The following is a 21120-nucleotide window of genomic DNA, read 5'->3' on the forward strand; positions in this document are numbered from 1 at the left end:
AACCCCATCATGCAGAAGAACGGCACGAGACGTCAGAAGACTGGACGGGCGCCCTGCCTAGGGCAGCCGGTCCAGCAGCTTGTCCACGGTCGCCGGAAAGTCGCGCACGCGGATGCCGGTCGCGTTGTGGATTGCGTTCATGATGGCGCCCGCGGTGCCGCAGCAGGCCAGTTCGCCGATGCCCTTGGCCTGCATCGGATTTGCGTGCGGATCGCGGTCGGGCAGGAACGTCACCGTCATCTCGGGCACGTCCAGGTTCGCGGGGATGTGGTATTCCGCCATGTCGCGGTTGACGAAATGCCCGTCGCGGGGGTCGTTCATCACCTCTTCGGTCAGGGCCGAGCCGATGCCGAACGCCATGCCGCCAAGGCACTGCGACCGCGCGGTCTTTTCGTTCAGGATGCGCCCGCAGGCGAAGGTCGCGGCCAACCGGCGCAGCCGGACCTCGCCGGTCAGGGCGCTGACCGCAACTTCTGCGAACTGCGCGCCCCAGGTGGCCTGGCGGACGGTCTTTTCGGTCTTGCCGGGCTTGATCAGCCCGTTGCCCTTCAGCACGTCGCCGGCCAGCACCTCGGTCAGCGGCGTCATCCGGTTGCCCGCGATGGCCGCGCCGTCCTTCAGCGTCAGCTCGGCCTCGTCGCAGCCCAGCCGCCTGGCCAGTTGCGTGCGGATCGCCTGCGCCGCCAGCATCACCGCGCTGCCGGCCGAGGCCGCGCCGAACGACCCGCCCGACCCCGACGCGGGCGGCAGGTCGCTGTCGCCCAGCACCGTCGTCACCCGGTCCATCGGCAGGCCCAGCGCCTCGGCCGCGATCTGGGTCAGGATCGCATAGCTGCCGGTGCCGATGTCGGTCATGTCGGTTTCCACCCGCGCGGTGCCGTCGGCCAGCAGGATGACGGTCGCCTCGGACGTCTCCAGCATGTTGACGCGCACGGCCGACGCCATGCCCATCCCGATCAGCCATTCCCCCTCGCGCCGCTGGCCCGTGAGCCTGCGGTCGGCCCATCCGAACGCCTCGGCGCCCGCGCGCAGGCAATCCTCCAGCCGGTTGGACGAAAAGGGCTTGCCGGTCGAGGGGTCCTCAGACGGGATGTTGCGGATCCGCAGCTCGACGGGGTCGATGCCCGCGGCCTCGGCCAGCTCGTCCATGGCGCATTCCAGGACCGGCACGCCCACCGCCTCGCCGGGGGCGCGCATGGACCCCGCGGTGGTCTGGTTCACCCGCGCGACGTGGTGGCCGATGACGCGGTTCTCGCCGGCATAGGTAAAGGGCGTGGCCTGCGTCACCGGTTCCGAGAAACGCTCTCCCTTGAGGTTGGACACCCAGGCCTCGTGGCCCACGCCGGTCAGCCGTCCGTCCGCGTCGCAGGCCAGACGGACGCGCTGGCGGGTTTCCGACCGGCGCATCGTCGCCTCGAACACGGTGCGGCGGTGCAGGGCCACCGACACCGGCCGGCCCAGCCGCCGGGCGGCGATGGCGGCCGCCACGGCCTCGTGCGAGATGCCCAGCTTGCCGCCGAACCCGCCGCCGACATACTGCGACAGGATGCGGACGTTGCCCGGCCGTATGCCCAGCGCATCGGCCAGTTCGGCGACGTTGTGCTTGAGCATCTGGTTGGACGACCGCACCGTCAGGCGGTCGCCGTCCCACGATGCCACGGCGGCGTGGGGTTCCATCGCCGCATGGCTCATGGCGGGGGTCGTGTAGGTGACGTCGATGCGGTGCGCGGCGGCGGTCATGGCCGCGTCCAGGTCGCCCTGCGTGGCCTGCTTGGCGGGCGGGGTCTCGCAGGGCTGGCCATCCGCCGTGGCGACCGGCTCGCGCGCCTCATAATCGGGGCGGATCGCAAGGGCCGCGTGGCGCGCCTGTTCCAGCGTCTCGGCCACGACAAGGGCGACCGGCTGGCCCACGTAAAAGATCTCGGCCGGGTTCTGCACCGGGGCGCGGCTGGCCTGGCCCTGCGCGGGGCTGCGCAGCAGGCGGGGGTCGCGGATCACGTCCAGCACGCCCGGCATCGCCCGCACCTCGGCGGTGTTCATGCCGACGACCCAGCCGCGGGCGACGCTGGCGCGGGCCAGCACGCCGTGGACGGTGCCGTCAGGGTGATCCTCGTCGGCATAGGTGGCCCGTCCCGTCACCTTCAGCGGCCCCTCGGGGCGGTCGAGGGGCGCCGAGATGACGCCTTGCGCCGTCCGGTCCAGCAGGTTGTCGCTGTCGGGGCGGTCCATCGTGTGGTGCAGCTTCAGCTCGATCGGGGCGCTCATGCGGCGGTCCTCACGTCGGTTCCGGTGGCCTCGGCCAGCGCCGCGATCAGCGTGCGACGGGCGAGCGGGATCTTGAAGTCGTTGTCGCCGTGCCCGCGCGCCCCCCGCAGGATGGCATCGGCGACGGCGGCGAAAGCGGCCCCATCGGGGGCGCGGCCGACCAGCAGCGCGTCGGCGTCCGGGTCGCGCCAGGGCCGGTGGGCAACGCCGCCCAGGGCCAGCGCCGCGCGGGTGATCGCGCCGTCCGCGACGGTGACGTCCGCCGCGACCGACACCAGCGCGAACGCATAGGACCGCCGGTCGCGCACCTTGCGATAGACCTGCCGCCCGCCCGTGGGCGCGGGCAGCGTGACCGCGCGGATCAGCTCGCCCGGTTCCAGCACCGTGTCGCGCTGGGGGGTGTCGCCGGGCAGGCGGTGGAACGCGGCCACGGGAACGCGGCGGGTCCCGGCCGCGCCCTCGATCTCGACCACGGCGTCCAGCGCGGCCAGCGCCACCGCCATGTCGCCGGGATAGGTGGCGATGCAATGGTCCGACGCGCCCAGGATCGCATGGTTGCGGTTGCGGCCGGCCAGCGCGTCGCAGCCGGTGCCGGGGTCGCGCTTGTTGCAGGCGGCGGCCAGGTCATAGAAATACGGGCAGCGCGTGCGCTGCATCAGGTTGCCGCCGGTCGTCGCACGGTTGCGGATCTGCCCGCTGGCCCCCGCCAGCAGCGCCCGCGACAGCAACGGCCAGTCGCGCCGCACCCGGTCGTCGGCGGCCAGGTCGGCGTTGCGGACCATCGCCCCGATGCGCAGCCCGTCGCCGTTGCCGTCACCATCGGGCGCGATCTCGTCCAGGCCGATGTGGTTGACGTCGATCAGCCGGTCGGGCGTCTCGATCTCCAGCTTCATTAGGTCCAGCAGGTTGGTGCCGCCGGCGATCAGCCGCCCGTCCGCCCCGATGGCGTCAGAGGGCGTGGCGGCGCGGGCATAGGCAAAGGCCCTCATGCCGCATCCTCCGCGGGCGCGGCGGCGTCGGCCACCGCGCGAATGGCGGCGACGATGTTGGGATAGGCGGCACAGCGGCACAGGTTGCCCGACATGCGTTCGCGGATCTCGTCGTCGCTCAGCGCCGGGGCGGTCAGGTCGTCCGACACCACGCTGGGCCAGCCGGCGCGCAGCTCCTCCAGCATGGCGGTTGCGGACATGATCTGGCCGGGTGTGCAATAGCCGCACTGGAACCCGTCGTGGTGCAGGAAGGCCGCCTGCAAGGGCGCCAGCGCGCCGGGGGCGCCCAGCCCCTCGATCGTGGTGATCGCGTCGCCGTCGTGCATCACGGCCAGCGACAGGCAGCTGTTGATGCGCCGCCCGTTGACGATGACCGTGCAGGCGCCGCACTGGCCATGGTCGCAGCCCTTCTTGGTGCCCGTCAGCCCCAGCCGCTGGCGCAGCGCGTCCAGCAGGCTGACGCGCGGGTCGGCCAGCACTAGCGTTTCCACCGTGCCGTTGACGGTCAGGGTGATCGGGTGATCTGTGGGTGCGGGCACGGCGTGGCTCCTTGCGGCGGCGGCGGTCGGCAGGGAACAAGCGGGTGGGGCAAGGGGTTCCCGTGCGATGAACGCGTTCGATCCGACTGACGCCGCCACCAGCGGCGCGCCCGCCGTTGCGGGGCAGGGGCCGTCCGGGCCCCCCGCCGCGCCCGGCTGCGATCCGGTGGGCGATCCGCTGGCCGCGCTGGCGCAGGGCGGCGTGATCGCCGTCGTGACGGGCGTCGAGGGGCCGCATTATCGCGCGCCGGGGGCCTTCATGGCGTTTCCAGCAGGCGGCGGGGCCGTCGGGCAGCTCAGCTCGGGCTGCATCGAGGCCGACCTTGCCCTGCACGCGGCCGAGGTCGCCGCCAGCGGGCGGATGCGCCGGTTGCGCTATGGGCAGGGCTCGCCCTTCGTCGATCTGGCGCTGCCCTGCGGCGGGGGCCTGGACGTGGCGCTGGTGCCGGTCCCCGATCCGGCCCCGGTGGCGGCGGCGCTGGCGCGGCGCGCGGCGCGGCGGCCGGCGCTGCTGCGGCTGTCCGAGGACGGGCTGGCGCTGGACGACACCGGCACGGCTGCGGGCTTTGCCCTGCGGCTGGTGCCGCCGGTGCAGTGCCTGACGGCCGGCGCAGGGGTCGAGGCGCTGGTCTTTGCCGCGCTGGCCGCCGCGGCCGGGCATCCGGTGCGGCTGGCGACGCCGGACCCTGCGACCGCGCGGGCCGCCGCCGCGCGGGGCGTGCCGGTGACGATGCTGGCGCCCGGCGCGACGGGGCTGGGGGCTGATCCCGATCCGTGGACGGCGGTGGTGCTGTTCTTTCACGACCACGACCGCGAACCCCCGCTGCTGGCGCGGGCGCTGCGCTCGCCCGCCTTCTATGTCGGCGCGCAGGGCAGCCTGCGGACCCACCGGGCGCGGGTGGCGGCGCTGGCCGCGCTGGGCGTGCCGGACGACGCGATCGCGCGGCTGCGCGGGCCGATCGGGCTGATCCCTTCGGCCCGCGACCCGCAGGTGCTGGCCGTGTCGGTTCTGGCCGAGATCCTGGCCATGGCCCCGCGGGAATGAGGGGCCCCGCGGGGACGAGGGTGGGGCTGCTGCTGGCGGCCGGCCATGGGCGGCGCTTTGGCGGGGGCTGCAAGCTGGCGGCGCTGGATCGGGGCCGCCCGGTGCTGGCCTGGGCGGCCGACGCGCTGCGCGGCGTGGCGCTGGACGCGCGGTTGGCGGTGATCCGCGATCCGGCGCTGGCGCCCATGCTGGACGGCTTTGCCCTGGTCGCGCCGGACGGCCTGGACCAGTCAGCCAGCCTGCGCGCCGGGGTCGCAGCGGCCCGGCGGCTGGGCGCGGCGCGGCTGCTGATCGCGCTGGGGGACATGCCGGCGATCACCGCCGCCCATCTGGCGCGGCTGGTGGACGCCTGCACCGACGACCGGCCCGCGGCCACGGCGCACGGCAACCGGCCCGGCGTGCCGGCCTGCCTGCCGGGCGGGCTGATCGCTGCGCTGGCGGACGCGCAGGGCGACCGGGGTGCCGGGCCGCTGCTCGCGTCGATCGACCCGCTGTGCCTGGCGCTGCCCCTGGACGCGCTGCGCGACGTCGACCGGCCGGGCGATCTGCGCCCCTAGGGGCGCGGCTGCGGCCCCTCGGCGCGAAACCGCGCCAGTGCCTGCCGGAACGCGGGGCGCAGGGCCGGGTCGGGCGCGATCTCGGCGGCGATGCGGGGGGGCGTGCAGACGTCCAGCGGGTCGGCCCCCGTGGCCGCCATCAGCCCCAGCCGCGCCGCGCCGAAGGCCGCGCCGAAATCGCCGCTTTCGGGAACCAGCACCGGCAGGTCCAGCGCCGTCGCGATCGCCGCCAGCCAATAGCGCGACCGCGCCCCGCCCCCCAGCGCCAGCAGCGCCTGCGGGTCCGACCCCGCGGCCCGCAGCGCGGCCAGGCTGTCGGCGAGCGCAAAGGCCACCCCTTCCAGCACGGCGCGGGTCAGGGCGGCGCGGTCGGTGCGCGCGGTCAGGCCCAGGAACCGCGCCTGCAGCGTGGCGTCGTTGTGGGGCGTGCGCTCGCCCGACAGATAGGGCAGGAACAGCGCCTCGCCCGGTGCGGCCAGACGCTCGCCCAGGGCCCCCGTCAGGGCGGCGGCGGGCTGGCCCACAAGGCCCGCCAGCCAGTCCAGCGCCGCCGAGGCCGACAGGATCACCCCCATCTGGTGCCACATCCCCGGCAGCGCGTGGCAGAACGCATGGACGGCGCTTTCCGGCAGCGGCAGGTACCGGTCCGTCGCCGCGAACAGCACGCCCGAGGTGCCCAGCGACACGAACCCCTGGCCCGCCGCGACCGTGCCCGCGCCGATGGCGGTCGCGGCGTTGTCGCCCGCGCCCCCCGCGACGACCGTGCCGGGCCGCATCCCCCAGTCGGCCGCCAGCGCCAGACGCAGCCCGCCCGAGGGCGCGGTCCCCTCGATCAGCGCGGGCATCTGGTCGGGGCGCATTCCGGACGCGGCCAGCAGGTCGGGCGACCACGCCCGCGCGCCGGTGTCCAGCCAGCTGGTGCCGGCGGCGTCCGACATCTCGGCGACAGGCTCGCCGGTCAGCCACAGGCGCAGATAGTCCTTGGGCAGCAGCACCCTGGCCACGCGGGCGAAGGCCTCGGGTTCGTTTTCGGCCATCCAGACCAGCTTGGGGGCGGTGAAGCCGGGAAAGACGATGTTGCCGGAAATGGCGCGGAACCGCGGGTCGGCGTCCAGCCGGGCGGCCTGGGCGTGGCTGCGCCCGTCGTTCCACAGGATCGCGGGGCGGATCACGCGGTCGCCTGCGTCCAGCGTGACCGCGCCGTGCATCTGGCCCGACAGGCCGATCCCCTGCACCGCCGACAGGTCGTGGCGCGCGCGCAGGTCCGCGACGGCGCGTGCCGCCGCGAGGGTCCAGTCGGCGGGGTCCTGCTCGGACCAGCCGGGCGCGGGGCGCGAGACGGTCAGGGCCGCGGTCGCCGATGCCAGCACGCGCTGATCGCCATCCATCAGCAGCGCCTTGACGCCCGAGGTGCCCAGATCGATCCCCAGATACATCGCCAGTCCCTTGCCCCGGATGCCCGCCCGTCCCGTCCGCCTGCGCGCCCTACGCCCGCGCCGCCGCCAAGCGCGCCACCGCGTCGGGCAGGTCGGCGGCCCGGGCGATCACGGCATCGGGGTGCAGCGCGGGCAGGCGTTCGGCCAGCCGCGCCGCCGCCGCATGGCTGCCCCCGGTGAACCCGATGCAGCGCATTCCCGCGGCCTGCGCGGCGCGCACGCCGGCGATGCTGTCCTCGATCACGATGCAGTCGGCGGGGCGCACGCCCAGCCGCGCCGCCACGTGCAGGAACAGGTCGGGCGCGGGCTTGCCACGCGCCACCTCGGTTGCGGAGTGGATGTGCGGGGCGAAGGCGTCCCACAGTCCGGTCAGGCGCAGCGTCAGGTCCAGCCGCGCCGGCGTGGAGGACGAGGCGACGGCCCGCGGCAGCCCGTCCAGCGCGGCCAGCGCGGCGGCGATGCCCGCGATCGGGCGCAGTTCGGCGGCGAAGCGGTCGGCCAGCCGGGCGCGATAGGCGGGCAGGTCGGCGGTCGCATCGACGCCGTGTTCGTCCCGCACCAGGGCGGTGATCTCGGCCACCGAGCGGCCGATCATGCGGTCATAGATGTCGGCGTCGCTGACCGGCGCGCCCGCCGCCCGCAGCGTCCGGCCCAGTTCCGACACCGACAGCGGCTCGCTGTCGATCAGCACCCCGTCGCAGTCGAAGATCAGCGCCGGTCCCGCCGCGGCCGGGCCGGTCATGGCCCCAGATACCTGCGCAGGGTCGCCGCCGTGCCGTCGGCCCACAGCATCGCCAGCCAGCGCGCGAACGGTTCGGCCAGCCCCGGGTCGGCCCCGGTCGCGCCATAGATGTCGGCCATGCCCAGCCATGCGGCGGGGTCGTGGCGCGCGGCCTGCGCGGCGGCGGTCAGGCGGTCCCAGTTCGGGTCGTTGGCCTCGGTCACCGCGCCGCTGTCGGTCGTGCCCGCGCAATAGCGGCACCACAGCGCCGATTCCAGCGCCAGACCGTCCACGGCCAGGCCCCGCGCCAGCCGGTCGGCGATGGTCGGGATGATGAACTTGGGCTGGCGGTTCGATCCGTCCAGGCACAGGCGGCGGATCGTGTCGCCGATCTTGGGGTTGGCGCAGCGTTCCTTGACCTTGTCGAAATAGGCCCGCAGGTCGGTGCCGGGCACGGGCGGCACCACCGGGATGATCTCCTCGACCTCGACCTTGTCGAGGAAGGCGCGGACCAGATCGTCCTGCATGCCTTCATGCACGAAGTGGATGTCCATCAGCCCGGCCGGATAGGCGATGACCGCGTGGCCGCCGTTCAGGATGCGGATCTTCATCATCTCCCACGCGGTGACGTCGGCGACGAACTCGACGCCGGCCTGTTCCAGCGGTGGGCGGCCGGCGGGGAAGTTGTCCTCCAGCACCCACTGGATGAAATCCTCGCAAAAGACCGGGGCGTCGTCCTCGATGCCGAAGTCGTCGCGCACCATCGCGCGTTCGCGGTCGCTGGTCGCGGGGGTGATGCGGTCCACCATGCCGTTCGGAAAGGCGACATTCGCGGCGATCCAGTCGGCAAGCCGCGGGTCCGACAGGCGCGCGGTTTCCACCACCGCCTCGCGCGTGACGACGCCGTTGTGGGGGATGTTGTCGCAGCACATCACGGTAAAGGGCGGGCTGCCCGCATCGCGGCGTGCGCGCAGGCCCGCGACGATCAGGCCGAACACCGTGGCGGGCGCGTCCGGGTGCGCCGCATCCGCCGCGATGGCAGGATGCGCCGGGTCGAAATGCCCCGTCGCCGCGTCGATGAAATAGCCGCCCTCGGTGATGGTCAGCGACACGATGCGGATCGCCGGGTCCGCCAGCGCCGCGATGGTGCGCGCGGGATCGCCGGGCGGCAGGTAATCGACCGTGGCCCCCAGGACGCGCGCCTGGAACGCGGCGGCGGATTGCTCGACCACGGTGTACAGGTGGTCCTGCGCGGCCAGCACGTCGCGCATCCGCGCGTCCGACGGCATCACGCCCGCGCCGACGATGGCAAAGTCCAGCCCCAGCCCCGCGTTCATCAGCCGGTCCAGATAGACCGCCTGGTGCGCGCGGTGAAAGTTGCCCAGTCCGAAATGCACGATGCCCGGCGTCAGCGCCGCGCGGTCATAGGACGGGGTGGCCGCGCCGGTCAGGGCGGGCAGGGTCGCGTTCGACAGTCGGGTCATGGGTCAGCTCATCCAGTTGCCGCCGTCGACGTTGTACGTCTGGGCAACGATGTAATCGGCCTCGGACGAGGCGAGGAAAATGGCCATGCCGGTCAGGTCGGCGGCGGTGCCCATGCGGCCATAGGGGACGGCCGCGCCCACCTCGGCCTTTTTCTGGCCGCGCGGCTTTTTCTCGTATTCGGCGAACTTGGCGTCCACGCCGTCCCAGTGCTCGCCGTCCACCACGCCCGGCGCGATGGCGTTCACGTTGATGCCGTGGGCGATCAGGTTCAGGCCCGCCGACTGCGTCAGGCTGATGACGGCGGCCTTGGTCGCGCAATAGACGGCGACCAGCGGCTCGCCCCGCCGGCCCGCCTGGCTGGCCATGTTGATGATCCGTCCGCGCCGGCCGGTGTCGATCATGTGCCGCGCCACGGCCTGCAGGGTGAACAGCGTGCCGCCGACGTTGATGGCGAACAGCCGGTCATAGCTGTCGCGGGTGATGTCCACGATGGGCGCCAGGTCGAACAGGGCTGCGTTGTTGATCAGGATGTCGATGCCGCCCAGTTCCGCGACCACGCGCGCAACGCCCGCGTCGATGCTGGCCTGGTCGGTGACGTCCATCACCACCGGCAGCGCGCCGATCTCGGCCGCCGTGTCCGCCACGCGGGCCGCGTCGATGTCGGCGATGGCCACGCGCGCGCCCTCGGCCAGATAGGCCTCGGCAAAGGCGCGGCCGATGCCGCGCGCGGCGCCGGTGATCAGGGCAGTCTTTCCGGCCAGTCTCATAGTGCCAATCCTTGTGCGTCGAAACGATAGATGCGGCCGTCCTGCGGGGTCAGCCAGATGCGGTCGCCGTGGTGGACCGGCACTTCGCCCGCCGCGCGCACGACGATGGGGGTGCCGCCGTCCAGGCCGACATGCAGGAACGTGTCCGACCCCAGATGCTCGGCCACGCCCACCGTGCCCTGCAACGCCCCCGCGGTGGTGGACAGCTGCCAGTGTTCGGGGCGCACGCCGATGGCATGGGCGCCGTGGCGGGCGGCGGCCTCGCCCTCGACAAAGTTCATGTTGGGCGAGCCGATGAAGCCCGCGACGAAGCGGTTGGCGGGGCTGTTGTACAGATCCAGCGGGCTTCCGACCTGTTCGATCCGGCCCGCCTGCAGCACGACGATCTTGTCGGCCATGGTCATCGCCTCGACCTGGTCGTGGGTGACATAGACCATCGTGGTCGCCAGCTTCTTGTGCAGCTGGCTGATCTCCACCCGCATGTTGACGCGCAGCGCGGCGTCCAGGTTCGACAGCGGCTCGTCGAACAGGAAGGCGGCGGGTTCGCGGACGATGGCGCGGCCGATGGCGACGCGCTGGCGCTGGCCGCCCGACAGCTGGCCGGGCCTGCGGTCCAGATAGGGCGTCAGGTTCAGGATGCCGGCTGCCTGCGCCACGCGCGCGTCCTGTTCGGCCGCCGACAGCCCCGCCATCTTCAACGGAAAGGCGATGTTCTTGCGCACCGACATGTGCGGGTAGAGCGCATAGGACTGGAACACCATCGCCAGCCGCCGTTTCGACGGCGCGGCGTGGGTGACGTCCTGCCCGTCGATCAGGATCTGGCCGTCGGTCACGTCCTCAAGCCCCGCGATCAGCCGCAGCAGGGTCGATTTCCCGCAGCCCGAGGGGCCGACGAAGACCACGAACTCGCCGTCCGCGATGTCGAGGTCCACGCCCGGGATGACCTCGACCGTGTCGAACGACTTGCGGACCCGGCGCAGGGTGATGCTGCCCATGTGTTCCCCCGTTGATTACTTGACCGCGCCGAAGGTCAGGCCGCGGACAAGCTGTTTCTGGCTGAACCAGCCCATGATCAGGATCGGCGCGATCGCCATGGTGCTGGCCGCCGACAGCTTGGCGTAGAACAGCCCCTCGGGGCTGGAATAGCTGGCGATGAAGGCGGTCAGCGGCGCGGCCTTGCTGGTCGTCAGGTTCAGCGTCCAGAACGCCTCGTTCCAGGCCAGGATGATGTTGAGCAGCATCGTGGACGCGATGCCCGGCAGCGCCATGGGCAGCAGGACGTGCCGGATCTCGTTCCACAGGCTGGCGCCGTCCATGCGCGCGGCTTCCAGGATCTCGCCGGGGATCTCGCGGAAATAGGTGTACAGCATCCAGACGATGATCGGCAGGTTCATCAGCATCAGCACGACGATGACCCCGCTGCGCGTGTCCAGCAGGCCCAGGTCGCGAAACAGCAGATAGATCGGGATCAGCACGCCCACCGCCGGCATCATCTTGGTGGACAGCATCCACATCAGCACGTCGCGGGTGCGCCGCGCGGGCTGGAACGCCATCGACCAGGCCGCGGGGACCGCCACCGCCAGCCCCAGCAGGGTCGATCCCAGCGCGATCGCGATCGAGTTCAGGAAGTGGCGCACATAGGGCGAGCGCTCCTGCACGGTGGCGTAGTTTTCCAGCGTCCAGTCGAAGAACAGGAACTTCGGCGGGCTGGCGATGGCGTCCGCCTCGGTCTTGAAGCTGGTCAGGACGGTCCACAGGATCGGAAAGAAGATCAGGCCCGCGATCCCCCAGGCGAGGATCGTGAAGGTCAGCTTGCGCGCGGGGGTGACGGTGCGGGCCATGGGATCAGTCCAGCGTCCGCCCGATCATCCGCATCAGGAAGATCGCGACGATGTTGGCAAGGATGACGGCCACGATGCCGCCGGCGGACGCGCCGCCCACGTCGAACTGCAGCAGCGCCAGCGAATAGACCAGATAGGTCAGGTTGGTGGACTGATACCCCGGCCCGCCGTTCGTGGTGACAAGAATCTCGGCGAACACCGACAGCAGGAAGATCGTCTCGATCAGCACGACGACGGTGATCGGGCGCGCCAGATGCGGCAGGGTCAGGTGGGTGAACTTGGCCCAGGCGCCGGCGCCGTCCATCTCGGCGGCCTCAAGCTGCTCGCTGTCGAGCGACTGCAGCGCGGTCAGCAGGATCAGCGTGGCGAAGGGCAGCCACTGCCAGGCGACGATGCCGATGATCGAGGCCAGCGGATACTGCGCCAGGAAATCGACGGGCTGCGCGCCGACCAGCTTGGCCAGCCACGCGAACAGCCCGTTGACGGGATTGAGGAACATGTTCTTCCACACCAGCGCCGACACCGTCGGCATGATGAAGAAGGGCGCGATCACAAGGATGCGGACGATGCCCTGCCCCCAGATCGGCTGGTCGATCAGCAGCGCCAGCAGCACGCCGCCGCCGACGGTGATGACCAGCACCCCGCCCACAAGCAGCAGCGTATTGGTCAGCGCCGCCCAGAACGCCGGGTCGGACAGGAAGAAGCGATAGTTCATCAGCCCGATGAACTGCTCGGTCCCCGGCGACAGCAGGTTGTAGCTTTGGAAGCTGAACCACAGCGTCATCGCCAGCGGCACGATCATCCAGCCCAGCAGCAGCAGCACCGAAGGCGCCACCATCAGCCGGGCCAGTCCGCGTTGGTGTCGGGTTGCCATGCCGCGTCCCCCTGCTGGCGGCGTCGATGGGGCCGGGCGACGGTCCGCCCGGCCGGCGTGCCCTGTCAGGTCACTTGGGATAGCCGGCCTTGGCCATTTCCCGCTCGGCGATCTGCTGGGCCATGGTCAGCGCCTGATCGACCGGCACCTGGCCGGCGACGGCTGCCGACAGCTGCTGGCCCACCGCGGTTCCGATGGCCTGGAACTCGGGGATCGCGACGAACTGCCCGCCGGTATAGGGCGTCTCCTGCACCGAGGGCCGGTCGGGGGTGGCCGCGTTCATCGACTGCAGCGTCAGCTTGGCAAAGGGCGCGGCCGCCTGGTATTCGGCATTCTCGTACAGCGAGGCGCGGGTGCCGGGCGGGGCTGCAAGCCAGCCCTCCTTGCCGGCGACAAGGTTCGTATAGTCCTTGCTGGTCGCCCAGGCGATGAAGGTCTGCGCGGCCTCGGGCGCGTCGGTCGAGGCGGGAACGGCAAGGTTCCACGACCACAGCCAGTTGCCGTGGTTGTCCACGCCCTCCTTGTTGGGGAACTGGGCAAAGCCCACCTTGTCGGCCACGGTCGATTCCTTGGGGTTGGTGACGAACCCCGCGGCAACCGTCGCGTCGATCCAGATCCCGCACTTGCCCTGCTGGAACAGCGCGAGGTTCTCGTTGAAGCCGTTCGACGACGCGCCGGGCGGCCCCGCCTCGGCCATGATGGTGACGTAGTCGGTCGCCGCGGCCTTCCATTCGTCGCTGGTCAGCAGCGGCTTCCAGTCCTTGTCGAACCAGGCCGCGCCATAGCTGTTGGCCATCGCCGACAGGAACGCCATGTTCTCGCCCCAGCCGGCCTTGCCGCGCAGGCAGATGCCGTAGATCTCGTTGTCCTTGTCGGTCATCTTGCGGGCGGCATCCAGCAGCTCGGCCCAGGTCGGGGTCTCCGAGATGGTGACGCCGGCCTTCTCGGCCAGGTCGGTGCGATACATCACCATCGCGGATTCGCCGTAGAAGGGCGCGGCATACAGCTTGCCGTCCTGCGACAGCGCGCTGCGCAGCGCCGGCAGCAGGTCCTCGACGTCGTATTCGGCGGGCAGCTGGTCCAGCGGCATCAGCCAGCCCTGCCTGGCCCAGATCGGCACCTCGTAGTTGCCGATCGTCACCACGTCATACTGCCCGCCCCTGGTGGCGATGTCGGTGGTGACGCGCTGGCGCAGGATGTTCTCCTCCAGCGTGACCCATTCCAGCGTGATGTCGGGGTTCTTGGCCGTGAAATCCTCGGCCATCTGCTGCATGCGGATCATGTCGCCGTTGTTCACGGTGGCGATGGTCAGCGTCTCGGCCGCGGCGGGCATCGCCAGCGCGGTCAGCGCGCAGGCCCCCAGCAGGCGGCGCATCATGGTGGTCATCAAATCTTTCCTCCCCCAAGGGTGTCATTTGCCATGACTGTGGGCAAATGCTCATCATTGCTGCAGGGTTGTCAAACGGATTCGCGCCGGGTGGATGGTGGCATGACGCGGGACAACCGCAAACAGGATCAGCAGGCCCGCGCGGCGTGGATGTACTATGTCGCGGGGCAGACCCAGGACGACATTGCCCGCGCCCTGGGCGTGTCGCGCCAGACCGCGCAGCGGCTGGTGGCGCAGGCGATGGCGTCGGGGATGGTCAAGGTGCGCATCGACCACCCGCTGGCGCGCTGCCGCGACCTGGCGGACCGGCTGCGCGCGCGGTTCGGCCTGGCGCTGGCCGAGGTGACGCCGGCCGAGGCGGGGCCGGCGGGCGTGGCCATGGCGCTGGCCGACCTGATCGAGGGGGAACTGTCCCGCCCCGATCCGCAGATCGTCGCCATCGGCACGGGGCGCACCCTGCGCGCCGCCGTGGGGCAGATGTCGCGGCTGGACTGCCCGCAGCACCGGATCGTGTCGCTGACCGGCAACATCGCCCCCGACGGCTCGGCCGCGTATTACAACGTGCTGTTTTCCCTGTCGGATCTGGTGACGGCGCGGATCTATCCGCTGATGGTCCCGGTGATCGCCGCCACGGCGGACGAAAAGGACGCCCTGCACCGCCAGCCCGGCATCGCCCGGGTGATGGAGCTTGCGGGCCAGGCGGACGTCGCCTTTGTCGGCCTCGGCTCGATGGACCCGGGCGCGCCGCTGCTGCAGGACGGCTTTCTGACCGGGGCCGAGGTCGCGGCCCTGCACAACGCGGGTGCCGTGGGCGAGATCCTGGGCCGCGCCTATGACGCGCAGGGCCGGCTGCTGCCGGACGAGGCGCGGGTCGCCGCCGCCCCGCTGCCCGACCGTGCCCGCACCCGCGTCATCGCCGCCGTCCATGGCCCGGCCAAGCGCGCGCCGGCCTTGGGCGCGCTGCGGGGCGGGCTGGTGACGGGGCTGGTCATCGACGAGGGCTCGGCCGACTGGCTGCTGGCGCAGGGGGACGCGGCATGATCCGGCTGGGCCTGCCGGGCGGGCTTTCGGCCGACATCGACCCGTTCGGTGCGGCGCTGGTCGCCCTGCGGGTGCCGGACGCCGCGGGCCGTCCGGCCGACGTGCTGGCGGGCGTGCCCGACCCGCGCATGGGGCGCGGCTTTTTCGGCGTCACGATCGGGCGGTTCGCCAACCGCATCGCGGGGGCGCGGTTCGATCTGGACGGCGCGGCGCACCGGCTTTCGGCCAACGACGGCGCGCACACGCTGCACGGCGGGGCCGAGGGCTTCGACCGCCGCGACTGGGCCGTGGTGGACCGCAGCGACGTCGCGGTGACGCTGGCGCTGGTCAGCCCGGACGGCGACCAGGGGTTTCCGGGGCGGCTTGAGGCGCGCGTGACCTATGGGGTTCAGGACAACGGCGCGGCCGACCCCGGCGGGGTGGGGCGGCTGGCGATCACGATGATCGCGACCGCCGACCGCGCCACGCCGGTCAGCCTGACCAACCATGCCTTCTTCAATCTGGACGGCACCGACGACCCGGCGGCGATCCGGGCCGTGGACGACCACCGCCTGACCATCGCGGCCGCGCGCTATCTGCCGGTGGACGACGCGGCGATCCCGCTGGGGGACGCACCGCAGCCGGTCGCGGGCACGCCCTTCGACTTTCGCGCAGGCCCCACGATCGGGCAGGGGCTGCGGTCGGGGCACCCGCAGCTGCTGCGCGTGCGCGGCTATGACCATTGCCTTGCGCTGGACGGTGGGGGGCTGCGGCCGGCGGCGGTGCTGCAGGCCTCCCGGTCGGGGCGGCGCATGACGCTGTGGACGGATGCGCCGGGCTTGCAGCTTTATACCGGGAACGGCCTGGACGGGACCGTGGCGGGCAAGGCCGGGGCCGCGTACCGGATGGGCGACGCGGTCTGCCTGGAACCGGGCGCCTGGCCCGACAGCCCGAACCGGCCGGACTTTCCCGCCTGCATCCTGCGGCCGGGCACGGTCTATCGGCACCGCATGGCGCTGGCCTTCAGCGCCCTTCCGCCCTGCCCCTGAGGGCCTGTCGGGCCGTTCAGACCACCACCCGCGGCGGCGCAACGCCCGTCGCATCGGTGCGCACGATGAAGGTCTGGCCCGCCAGCGGGTCGGCGGCCAGCCCGTCCGCGCCCAATCCCTGGGTGGCCGATGTCACCATCAGCTCCGACAGCCCCTCCCCGCCGAAGACGGGGCAGCTGCATTGGCGCGCGGGCACGGGCAGGCTGCGGATCAACCGCCCGTCGGGGGCGTGGCAGGTGACGCGGCCCGCGCCCCATTGCGCGATCCACAGATTGCCCGCGGCGTCCGTCACCGCCCCGTCCGGGATCAGCCCCTCGGCGGACAGGTCAAGGAACACGGCGGGCGCGCCCTCGGGCCAGCCGGTCGCCGGGTCAAGGGCCTGCCGCCAGACGATCTGGCGCATGGTGTCGGCGAAATAGGCGTGGCGCCCGTGAAAGCAGATCGCGTTCGGGATGGTGATCGCGTCGTGCAGGCGGCGCAGCTCGCCCCGCCACCAGCGCCAGATCGCCCCCGCGCCGGGCTGCGCCTGCTTGCCCATCGTGGACGCCCAGAACCCGCCCCAGGGATCGGCGCGCCCGTCGTTGGACCGCAGCGCGTCGTCGTCCGCGGCGATGACCGCCACCGGCGTGCGCGCGCCGCTGTCCAGGTCGAACAGCGCCAGCCCGGTTTCGCCCGACAGCAGCACCCGGCTGCGGTCCACCCATCCCATGGCCGAGGTCATCTCGGCCATCGGCCAGCGGTGCGTGCCGCCCGGCTGGGCCGCGAACAGGGTCCGGCCCGTGATGTCGAACCACATGAAGACGCCGCGTTCGGGGTGCCAGAAGGCGCCCTCGCCCAGTTGGCAGGGGGTTGCGTCCAGCACCCGCATCAGCCGCCCGCCTGTGCTGGTCCGCCGACCGCCGCGTCGAAGGCCGCGTCGAACGCCGCGACGGCGGCGGCGGCGGTGGCGGCGGTGCGGTCCACCGGCTGTCCGGGGCGATAGAGCGCCGTGCCAAGGCCAAAGCCGTCCGCGCCCGCCCGGCGCCAGTCGGCGAAATTGTCCGCGCCCGCCCCGCCCACCGCATAGACCGGCAGGTCCGGCGGCAGCACCGCGCGCAGCGCGACCAGTCCGGCGGGGCCGATCAGGCTGGCGGGAAACAGCTTCAGCCCGGTCGCCCCTGCTCGGATCGCGGCGAACGCCTCGGTCGGCGTCATCACGCCGGGCCAGCTGTCCATCCCGGCGGCGCGGGTCGCGGCGATGACGGCGGGGTCGGCGTTGGGCGACACGACAAGCTGACCGCCAAGCCGCGCCAGCCGGTCCACCTGCGCGACGTCCAGCACGGTGCCCGCACCGATCCGCGCCTGCCCGCGGCAGGCCGCCAGCAGCGCCGCGATGCTGTCCCACGGGTCGGGAGAGTTCAGCGGCACCTCGATCACGGTGATGCCGGCGTCGATCAGCGCGCTTGCGTGGGCCACGGCCTCGGGCGGGGTGATCCCGCGCAGGATGGCGATCAGGGGGCGGGTCATCGGGGTCCTTTCGACAGCGCGCGGGCCTGCGCGAGCCCCGCCAGGGCGGCGCCCTCCGCAGGCAGGGTGCGCGGCGTGACGCCCAGCGGCGCCAGCGCGCGGGCATACAGCGCGGCAAGGGGTCCCGCGCCCACCAGCAGCACGTCGCGCCCCAGCCACCACGGCCGCGCGGCCGCCAGTTCCGCGCCGATCAGCAGGCCCGACAGGCGGGCGCGGGCACGGTCGGGGGACAGGCCGGCCAGCAGCCCCTCGGCCCGCAGGGTGAACAGCCGGGCGGCCAGCGCCTCGGGGCGGGCCATCGCCTCGGCCACGGCCCCGTCGAAGGCGTCGTCGTTCCAGCCGTCCCCCGCCAGCCCGTGACGCAGCACGGACTGCGTCGCCAGCAGGTCGAACAGCTCGCCCGTCATGAAGCTGCGAAAGCTGACGACCTCGCCCGCCGAGACCTCGGCCCATTTGCTGTGGGTGCCGGGCAGGCAGACGACGCCGTCGAAACCGGGGTGCCGCGCCAGCGCCCCCGCGATCTGGGTTTCCTCGCCGCGCATCACGTCCGCGGACGGGCGGACCTGCGACAGTCCGGGCACGATCGACACCACCAGACGCGGATCGGCGGTGGGCGCAGCGGTCAGCGGCAGGCCCAGCGGCGGGCAGGGGACCGGGCGATAGGCGGCCTCGGTCCAGCCCTGGCGCGCGCCGGCCATGCCGCAGACCAGCACCGGGGTGGTGCAGGCGGGGGCCAGCCAGCCGCCGATCAGCTCCAGCAGCGCGGGTTCATAGTCGGCGGGCGTCAGGCGGCCCATGCCGCGGTCGCTGTCCGCCTGCGCCAGCACCGCGCCCGCGTCCGAGATCGCCCAGGCGCGCAGGTTGCTGGTGCCCCAGTCGGCGGCGATCCAGTCGGCGGCGATCCGGTCGGCTGCGGGGGTCATGCTCACCACGCGAACGGCTCGACCACGGACCAGCGCGCCAGCAGGAAGGCGTCGGCGACCAGCTGAAAGGGCGTGGCGTCCACGTCGCGTTCGCGCCGGGCGATCAGCGCGGCAAAGCGGTCGTAGAGGCGCCGGTATTCGCCCGGCAGCGCGCCCGCCGCGGCGATGTCCAGTCCCTCGGCCGACACCACGGCGCCGCCCCGCGACAGCGACAGATCGCCCCGGTCGGTGCGGATGGTCATGTCCCAGCGGGGCGTGCCCTGTTCGCGAAAGTCCAAGTCCATCGTGACCGGCGCGCCGTCCCCGGTCGCCAGCGTCAGGCGGGCGGCGATGGGGGCGGCGCGATTGGCGGGCACCATGTGTTCGGCGGCGATGACGCGCAGGGGCGAGGGCACGATGCGCGTCAGCACCGACAGCGCGTTGATGCCCGGATCGTGGACGCCGGTGCCGCCGGGCTGGAAGATCCAGTCCTGGCCGGGGTGGAACTGGCGCACATCCTCGCGCCAGACGACGTCGATGCCGGTCACGCGGCGGCCCGCCAGCCAGTCGCGGGCCGCGTCCACGCCGGGCGCGTACTGCGAATGCCAGGCCGTGAACAGCACGCGGCCGGTGTCGGCGGCGATGCGGTCCAGCGCGTGCAGTTCGGCGACCGTCGCGCCGGGGGGCTTTTCCAGCAGCACGTCGCGGCCCGCCAGCAGCGCCGCGCGGGCCAGGTCAAAGCGGACCTGCGGCGGGGTGCACAGCGCGACGGCGGCGATGTCGGGGCGCCCGTCCAGCATCGCGGCCAGGTCGGCAAAGGTCTCGACCCCCGCCATGCCGCCGGCCGGATCGACGGTCGCGGCCAGGGTAAAGGCGGCCGAGGCCGCGATGGCCGGCACATGCTGGTCGCGGGCAATCTTGCCCAGCCCCACGATGGCCAGGGGCGTGGGCGCGCGGGCGTCAGTGGCTGTCACGACCAACCTCCGCCCCGCGGCAGCCGCGCAGGAAATCAAAGTCAGCGCCGGTGTCGGCCCCCTGGACGTGCTGGTGAAAGATCTGCGCGTATCCGCCCTGCGGGGGCGGGGCGGCGGGCCGCCAGCCGGCCAGCCGGCGCGCCAGTTCGTCGTCGGGAATGTCCAGATGCAGGCGGCGGGCGGGCACGTCCAGCTCGATCATGTCGCCGGTCTGCACCACGGCCAGCGGGCCGCCGACCGCCGATTCCGGCGCGGTGTGCAGCACCACGGTGCCATAGGCCGTCCCCGACATCCGCGCGTCGGAAATCCGCACCATGTCGGTGATCCCGCGGCGCAGCACCTTGGGCGGCAGGCCCATGTTGCCGACCTCGGCCATGCCGGGATAGCCGCGGGGACCGCAGTTCTTCATCACCATCACGCAGGTCTCGTCGATGTCGAGGTCCTCGTCGTTGATGCGCGCCTTATAATCGTCGATGTCCTCGAACACGACCGCCCGGCCGCGATGGCGCAACAGATGGGGCGAGGCGGCGGACGGCTTCAGCACCGCCCCGTCAGGGGCAAGGTTGCCGCGCAGGACCGCGATGCCGCCGTGTTCGGTCAGCGGACGGTCGGCGGGCAGGATCACGTCCTCGTTCCAGTTGACCACGTCTTTGACCTGATCCCAGGCGGTCTCGCCGGAAACGGTCAGCGCGTCGCGGTGCAGCAGACCGGCCTCGGCCAGGCGCTTGATGACCACGGGCAGGCCGCCGGCGTAGAAGAATTCCTCCATCAGGTATTTGCCCGACGGCATCAGGTTCACGATCGTCGGCACGTCGCGCCCCAGCCGGTCCCAGTCGTCCAGCGTCAGGTCCACGCCCACGCGCCCGGCCAGCGCCAGCAGGTGGATCACGGCGTTGGTGGACCCGCCGATGGCGCCGTTGACGCGGATCGCGTTCTCGAACGCCGCCCGCGTCAGGATGTCGCTGGGCTTCAGGTCGTCTTTGACCATCTGCACGATCCGTCGCCCGGTCAGCTGCGCCATCATCCGGCGGCGGCTGTCCACCGCCGGGATCGCGGCGTTGCCCGACAGCGCCATGCCCAGCGCCTCGGCCATGCTGGCCATCGTGGACGCGGTGCCCATGGTGTTGCACGACCCCGCGCTGCGGCTCATCGCGGCCTCGGCGTCCAGGAAATCGGCCTGGGTCATCTCGCCGGCCTTCACCGCCTCGGAGAACTTCCACAGATGCGTGCCGGACCCGATCCGCTCGCCCCGGAACCAGCCGTTCAGCATCGGCCCGCCGGTCACGACGATCGACGGCAGGTCGGTGGACGCCGCCGCCATCAGCAGCGACGGCGTGGTCTTGTCGCAGCCCACCATCAGCACGCAGCCGTCGATCGGCTGGCCGCGAATCTGTTCCTCGACCGCCATGCTGGCCAGGTTGCGAAACATCATCGCGGTCGGGCGAAAGCTGGATTCCGCGGTGGAAAACACCGGCACCTCGACCGGAAAGCCGCCGGCCTCGTAGATGCCGTGCTTCACCCGCTGCGCGAGATCGTTCAGATGCGCGTTGCACGGGGTCAGTTCCGACCAGGTGTTCATGATCCCGATCACCGGGCGGCCGTCGAACAGGTCGGCCGGAAAGCCCTGATTCTTCATCCAGGACCGGTGATAGATGTGGTCGCGCGACGTGCCGCCGAACCATTCCTGCGACCGCAGCGTGCGCGGCCAGGGCTTGGGGACGAAGGTCATCGCACGGTCCTTTCGTTCGGCCGCAGGCCCGCCC

The 21120-nt window shown here is 72.4% G+C and carries 20 protein-coding genes; 4 read left to right on the forward strand and 16 right to left on the reverse strand.

Translation table 11 applies throughout. The annotated features are described in order from the left end of the window. Nucleotides 1-57: 57 nt before the first annotated feature. From DPQ23_RS10635 to DPQ23_RS10645, 3 genes are read right to left on the reverse strand one after another with little or no spacing between them, the layout of a single operon-like run. Nucleotides 58-2265: a molybdopterin cofactor-binding domain-containing protein gene (locus tag DPQ23_RS10635; RefSeq protein WP_420818579.1), complete on the reverse strand. Its 2208-nt coding sequence runs from the start codon at nucleotides 2263-2265 to the stop codon at nucleotides 58-60. After that, a complete protein-coding gene (locus DPQ23_RS10640) occupies nucleotides 2262-3254 on the reverse strand; it encodes an FAD binding domain-containing protein (protein ID WP_112874676.1) in 993 nt (330 codons plus the stop codon). Before DPQ23_RS10640 ends, DPQ23_RS10635 begins: the two co-directional genes overlap by 4 nt. Continuing rightward, on the reverse strand, nucleotides 3251-3793 hold the full coding sequence (locus DPQ23_RS10645) for a 2Fe-2S iron-sulfur cluster-binding protein (RefSeq protein WP_420818580.1): 543 nt from the start codon (nucleotides 3791-3793) through the stop codon (nucleotides 3251-3253). Before DPQ23_RS10645 ends, DPQ23_RS10640 begins: the two co-directional genes overlap by 4 nt. A 67-nt stretch (nucleotides 3794-3860) precedes the next feature. Between DPQ23_RS10645 and DPQ23_RS10650 the strand changes: the two genes are divergently transcribed. Continuing rightward, nucleotides 3861-4838 carry an XdhC family protein gene (locus tag DPQ23_RS10650; RefSeq protein WP_112874677.1) on the forward strand — a complete coding sequence of 326 codons (978 nt, stop codon included), beginning with the start codon at nucleotides 3861-3863 and terminating at the stop codon, nucleotides 4836-4838. After that, nucleotides 4835-5395, forward strand: coding sequence for a nucleotidyltransferase family protein (locus tag DPQ23_RS10655; RefSeq protein ID WP_112874678.1), 561 nt, complete (start codon nucleotides 4835-4837; stop codon nucleotides 5393-5395). Before DPQ23_RS10650 ends, DPQ23_RS10655 begins: the two co-directional genes overlap by 4 nt. Here the strand turns inward: DPQ23_RS10655 and xylB are convergent. The 8 genes from xylB to DPQ23_RS10695 form a co-directional block, all read right to left on the reverse strand. Further along, nucleotides 5392-6831: a xylulokinase gene (xylB, locus tag DPQ23_RS10660; RefSeq protein ID WP_112874679.1), complete on the reverse strand. Its 1440-nt coding sequence runs from the start codon at nucleotides 6829-6831 to the stop codon at nucleotides 5392-5394. The two genes, DPQ23_RS10655 and xylB, sit on opposite strands and share 4 nt — an antisense overlap. 49 nt (nucleotides 6832-6880) lie before the next feature. After that, nucleotides 6881-7573: an HAD family hydrolase gene (locus DPQ23_RS10665; RefSeq protein ID WP_112874680.1), complete on the reverse strand. Its 693-nt coding sequence runs from the start codon at nucleotides 7571-7573 to the stop codon at nucleotides 6881-6883. After that, entirely contained in the window at nucleotides 7570-9036 is a 1467-nt protein-coding gene (locus DPQ23_RS10670; protein WP_112874681.1) for a mannitol dehydrogenase family protein, read from the reverse strand. Before DPQ23_RS10670 ends, DPQ23_RS10665 begins: the two co-directional genes overlap by 4 nt. 3 nt (nucleotides 9037-9039) lie before the next feature. Continuing rightward, nucleotides 9040-9804, reverse strand: coding sequence for an L-iditol 2-dehydrogenase (locus tag DPQ23_RS10675; RefSeq protein WP_112874682.1), 765 nt, complete (start codon nucleotides 9802-9804; stop codon nucleotides 9040-9042). Next, the gene (locus DPQ23_RS10680; protein ID WP_112874683.1) at nucleotides 9801-10799 is read right to left on the reverse strand and encodes an ABC transporter ATP-binding protein; all 999 of its coding nucleotides are present in this window, start codon (nucleotides 10797-10799) and stop codon (nucleotides 9801-9803) included. The genes DPQ23_RS10675 and DPQ23_RS10680 overlap by 4 nt, the downstream gene beginning before the upstream one ends. Nucleotides 10800-10814: 15 nt before the next feature. Beyond that, nucleotides 10815-11645 carry a carbohydrate ABC transporter permease gene (locus DPQ23_RS10685; protein WP_112874684.1) on the reverse strand — a complete coding sequence of 277 codons (831 nt, stop codon included), beginning with the start codon at nucleotides 11643-11645 and terminating at the stop codon, nucleotides 10815-10817. 4 nt (nucleotides 11646-11649) lie between these two features. Next, the gene (locus tag DPQ23_RS10690) at nucleotides 11650-12519 is read right to left on the reverse strand and encodes a carbohydrate ABC transporter permease (protein WP_112874685.1); all 870 of its coding nucleotides are present in this window, start codon (nucleotides 12517-12519) and stop codon (nucleotides 11650-11652) included. A gap of 70 nt (nucleotides 12520-12589) precedes the next feature. Further along, nucleotides 12590-13906, reverse strand: coding sequence for an ABC transporter substrate-binding protein (locus tag DPQ23_RS10695; protein WP_112874686.1), 1317 nt, complete (start codon nucleotides 13904-13906; stop codon nucleotides 12590-12592). Between the two features lie 102 nt (nucleotides 13907-14008). Between DPQ23_RS10695 and DPQ23_RS10700 the strand changes: the two genes are divergently transcribed. Both DPQ23_RS10700 and DPQ23_RS10705 read left to right on the forward strand, forming a co-directional pair. Beyond that, on the forward strand, nucleotides 14009-14947 hold the full coding sequence (locus tag DPQ23_RS10700) for a sugar-binding transcriptional regulator (protein ID WP_112874687.1): 939 nt from the start codon (nucleotides 14009-14011) through the stop codon (nucleotides 14945-14947). Beyond that, complete coding sequence (locus tag DPQ23_RS10705) at nucleotides 14944-15975, forward strand: aldose epimerase family protein (protein ID WP_112874688.1); 1032 nt, start codon at nucleotides 14944-14946, stop codon at nucleotides 15973-15975. The genes DPQ23_RS10700 and DPQ23_RS10705 overlap by 4 nt, the downstream gene beginning before the upstream one ends. A gap of 16 nt (nucleotides 15976-15991) precedes the next feature. Here the strand turns inward: DPQ23_RS10705 and DPQ23_RS10710 are convergent, their stop codons facing one another. The 5 genes from DPQ23_RS10710 to araD are packed head-to-tail and all read right to left on the reverse strand — an operon-like array spanning nucleotide 15992 to nucleotide 21086. After that, nucleotides 15992-16843, reverse strand: coding sequence for an SMP-30/gluconolactonase/LRE family protein (locus DPQ23_RS10710; protein WP_112874689.1), 852 nt, complete (start codon nucleotides 16841-16843; stop codon nucleotides 15992-15994). After that, nucleotides 16843-17481 (reverse strand): 2-dehydro-3-deoxy-6-phosphogalactonate aldolase, encoded by a 639-nt coding sequence (locus DPQ23_RS10715; RefSeq protein ID WP_112874690.1) that lies wholly within the window; start codon nucleotides 17479-17481, stop codon nucleotides 16843-16845. Before DPQ23_RS10715 ends, DPQ23_RS10710 begins: the two co-directional genes overlap by 1 nt. Continuing rightward, entirely contained in the window at nucleotides 17478-18404 is a 927-nt protein-coding gene (locus DPQ23_RS10720) for a 2-dehydro-3-deoxygalactonokinase (RefSeq protein ID WP_112874691.1), read from the reverse strand. Before DPQ23_RS10720 ends, DPQ23_RS10715 begins: the two co-directional genes overlap by 4 nt. A gap of 2 nt (nucleotides 18405-18406) precedes the next feature. Then, a complete protein-coding gene (locus DPQ23_RS10725) occupies nucleotides 18407-19357 on the reverse strand; it encodes a Gfo/Idh/MocA family protein (protein ID WP_112874692.1) in 951 nt (316 codons plus the stop codon). Next, the gene (gene araD, locus DPQ23_RS10730) at nucleotides 19344-21086 is read right to left on the reverse strand and encodes an L-arabinonate dehydratase (RefSeq protein ID WP_112874693.1); all 1743 of its coding nucleotides are present in this window, start codon (nucleotides 21084-21086) and stop codon (nucleotides 19344-19346) included. Before araD ends, DPQ23_RS10725 begins: the two co-directional genes overlap by 14 nt. Between the last annotated feature and the right edge of the window lie 34 nt (nucleotides 21087-21120).

It is taken from the genome of Paracoccus endophyticus (assembly GCF_003286075.1).
Classification (GTDB): Bacteria; Pseudomonadota; Alphaproteobacteria; order Rhodobacterales; family Rhodobacteraceae; genus Paracoccus; species Paracoccus endophyticus.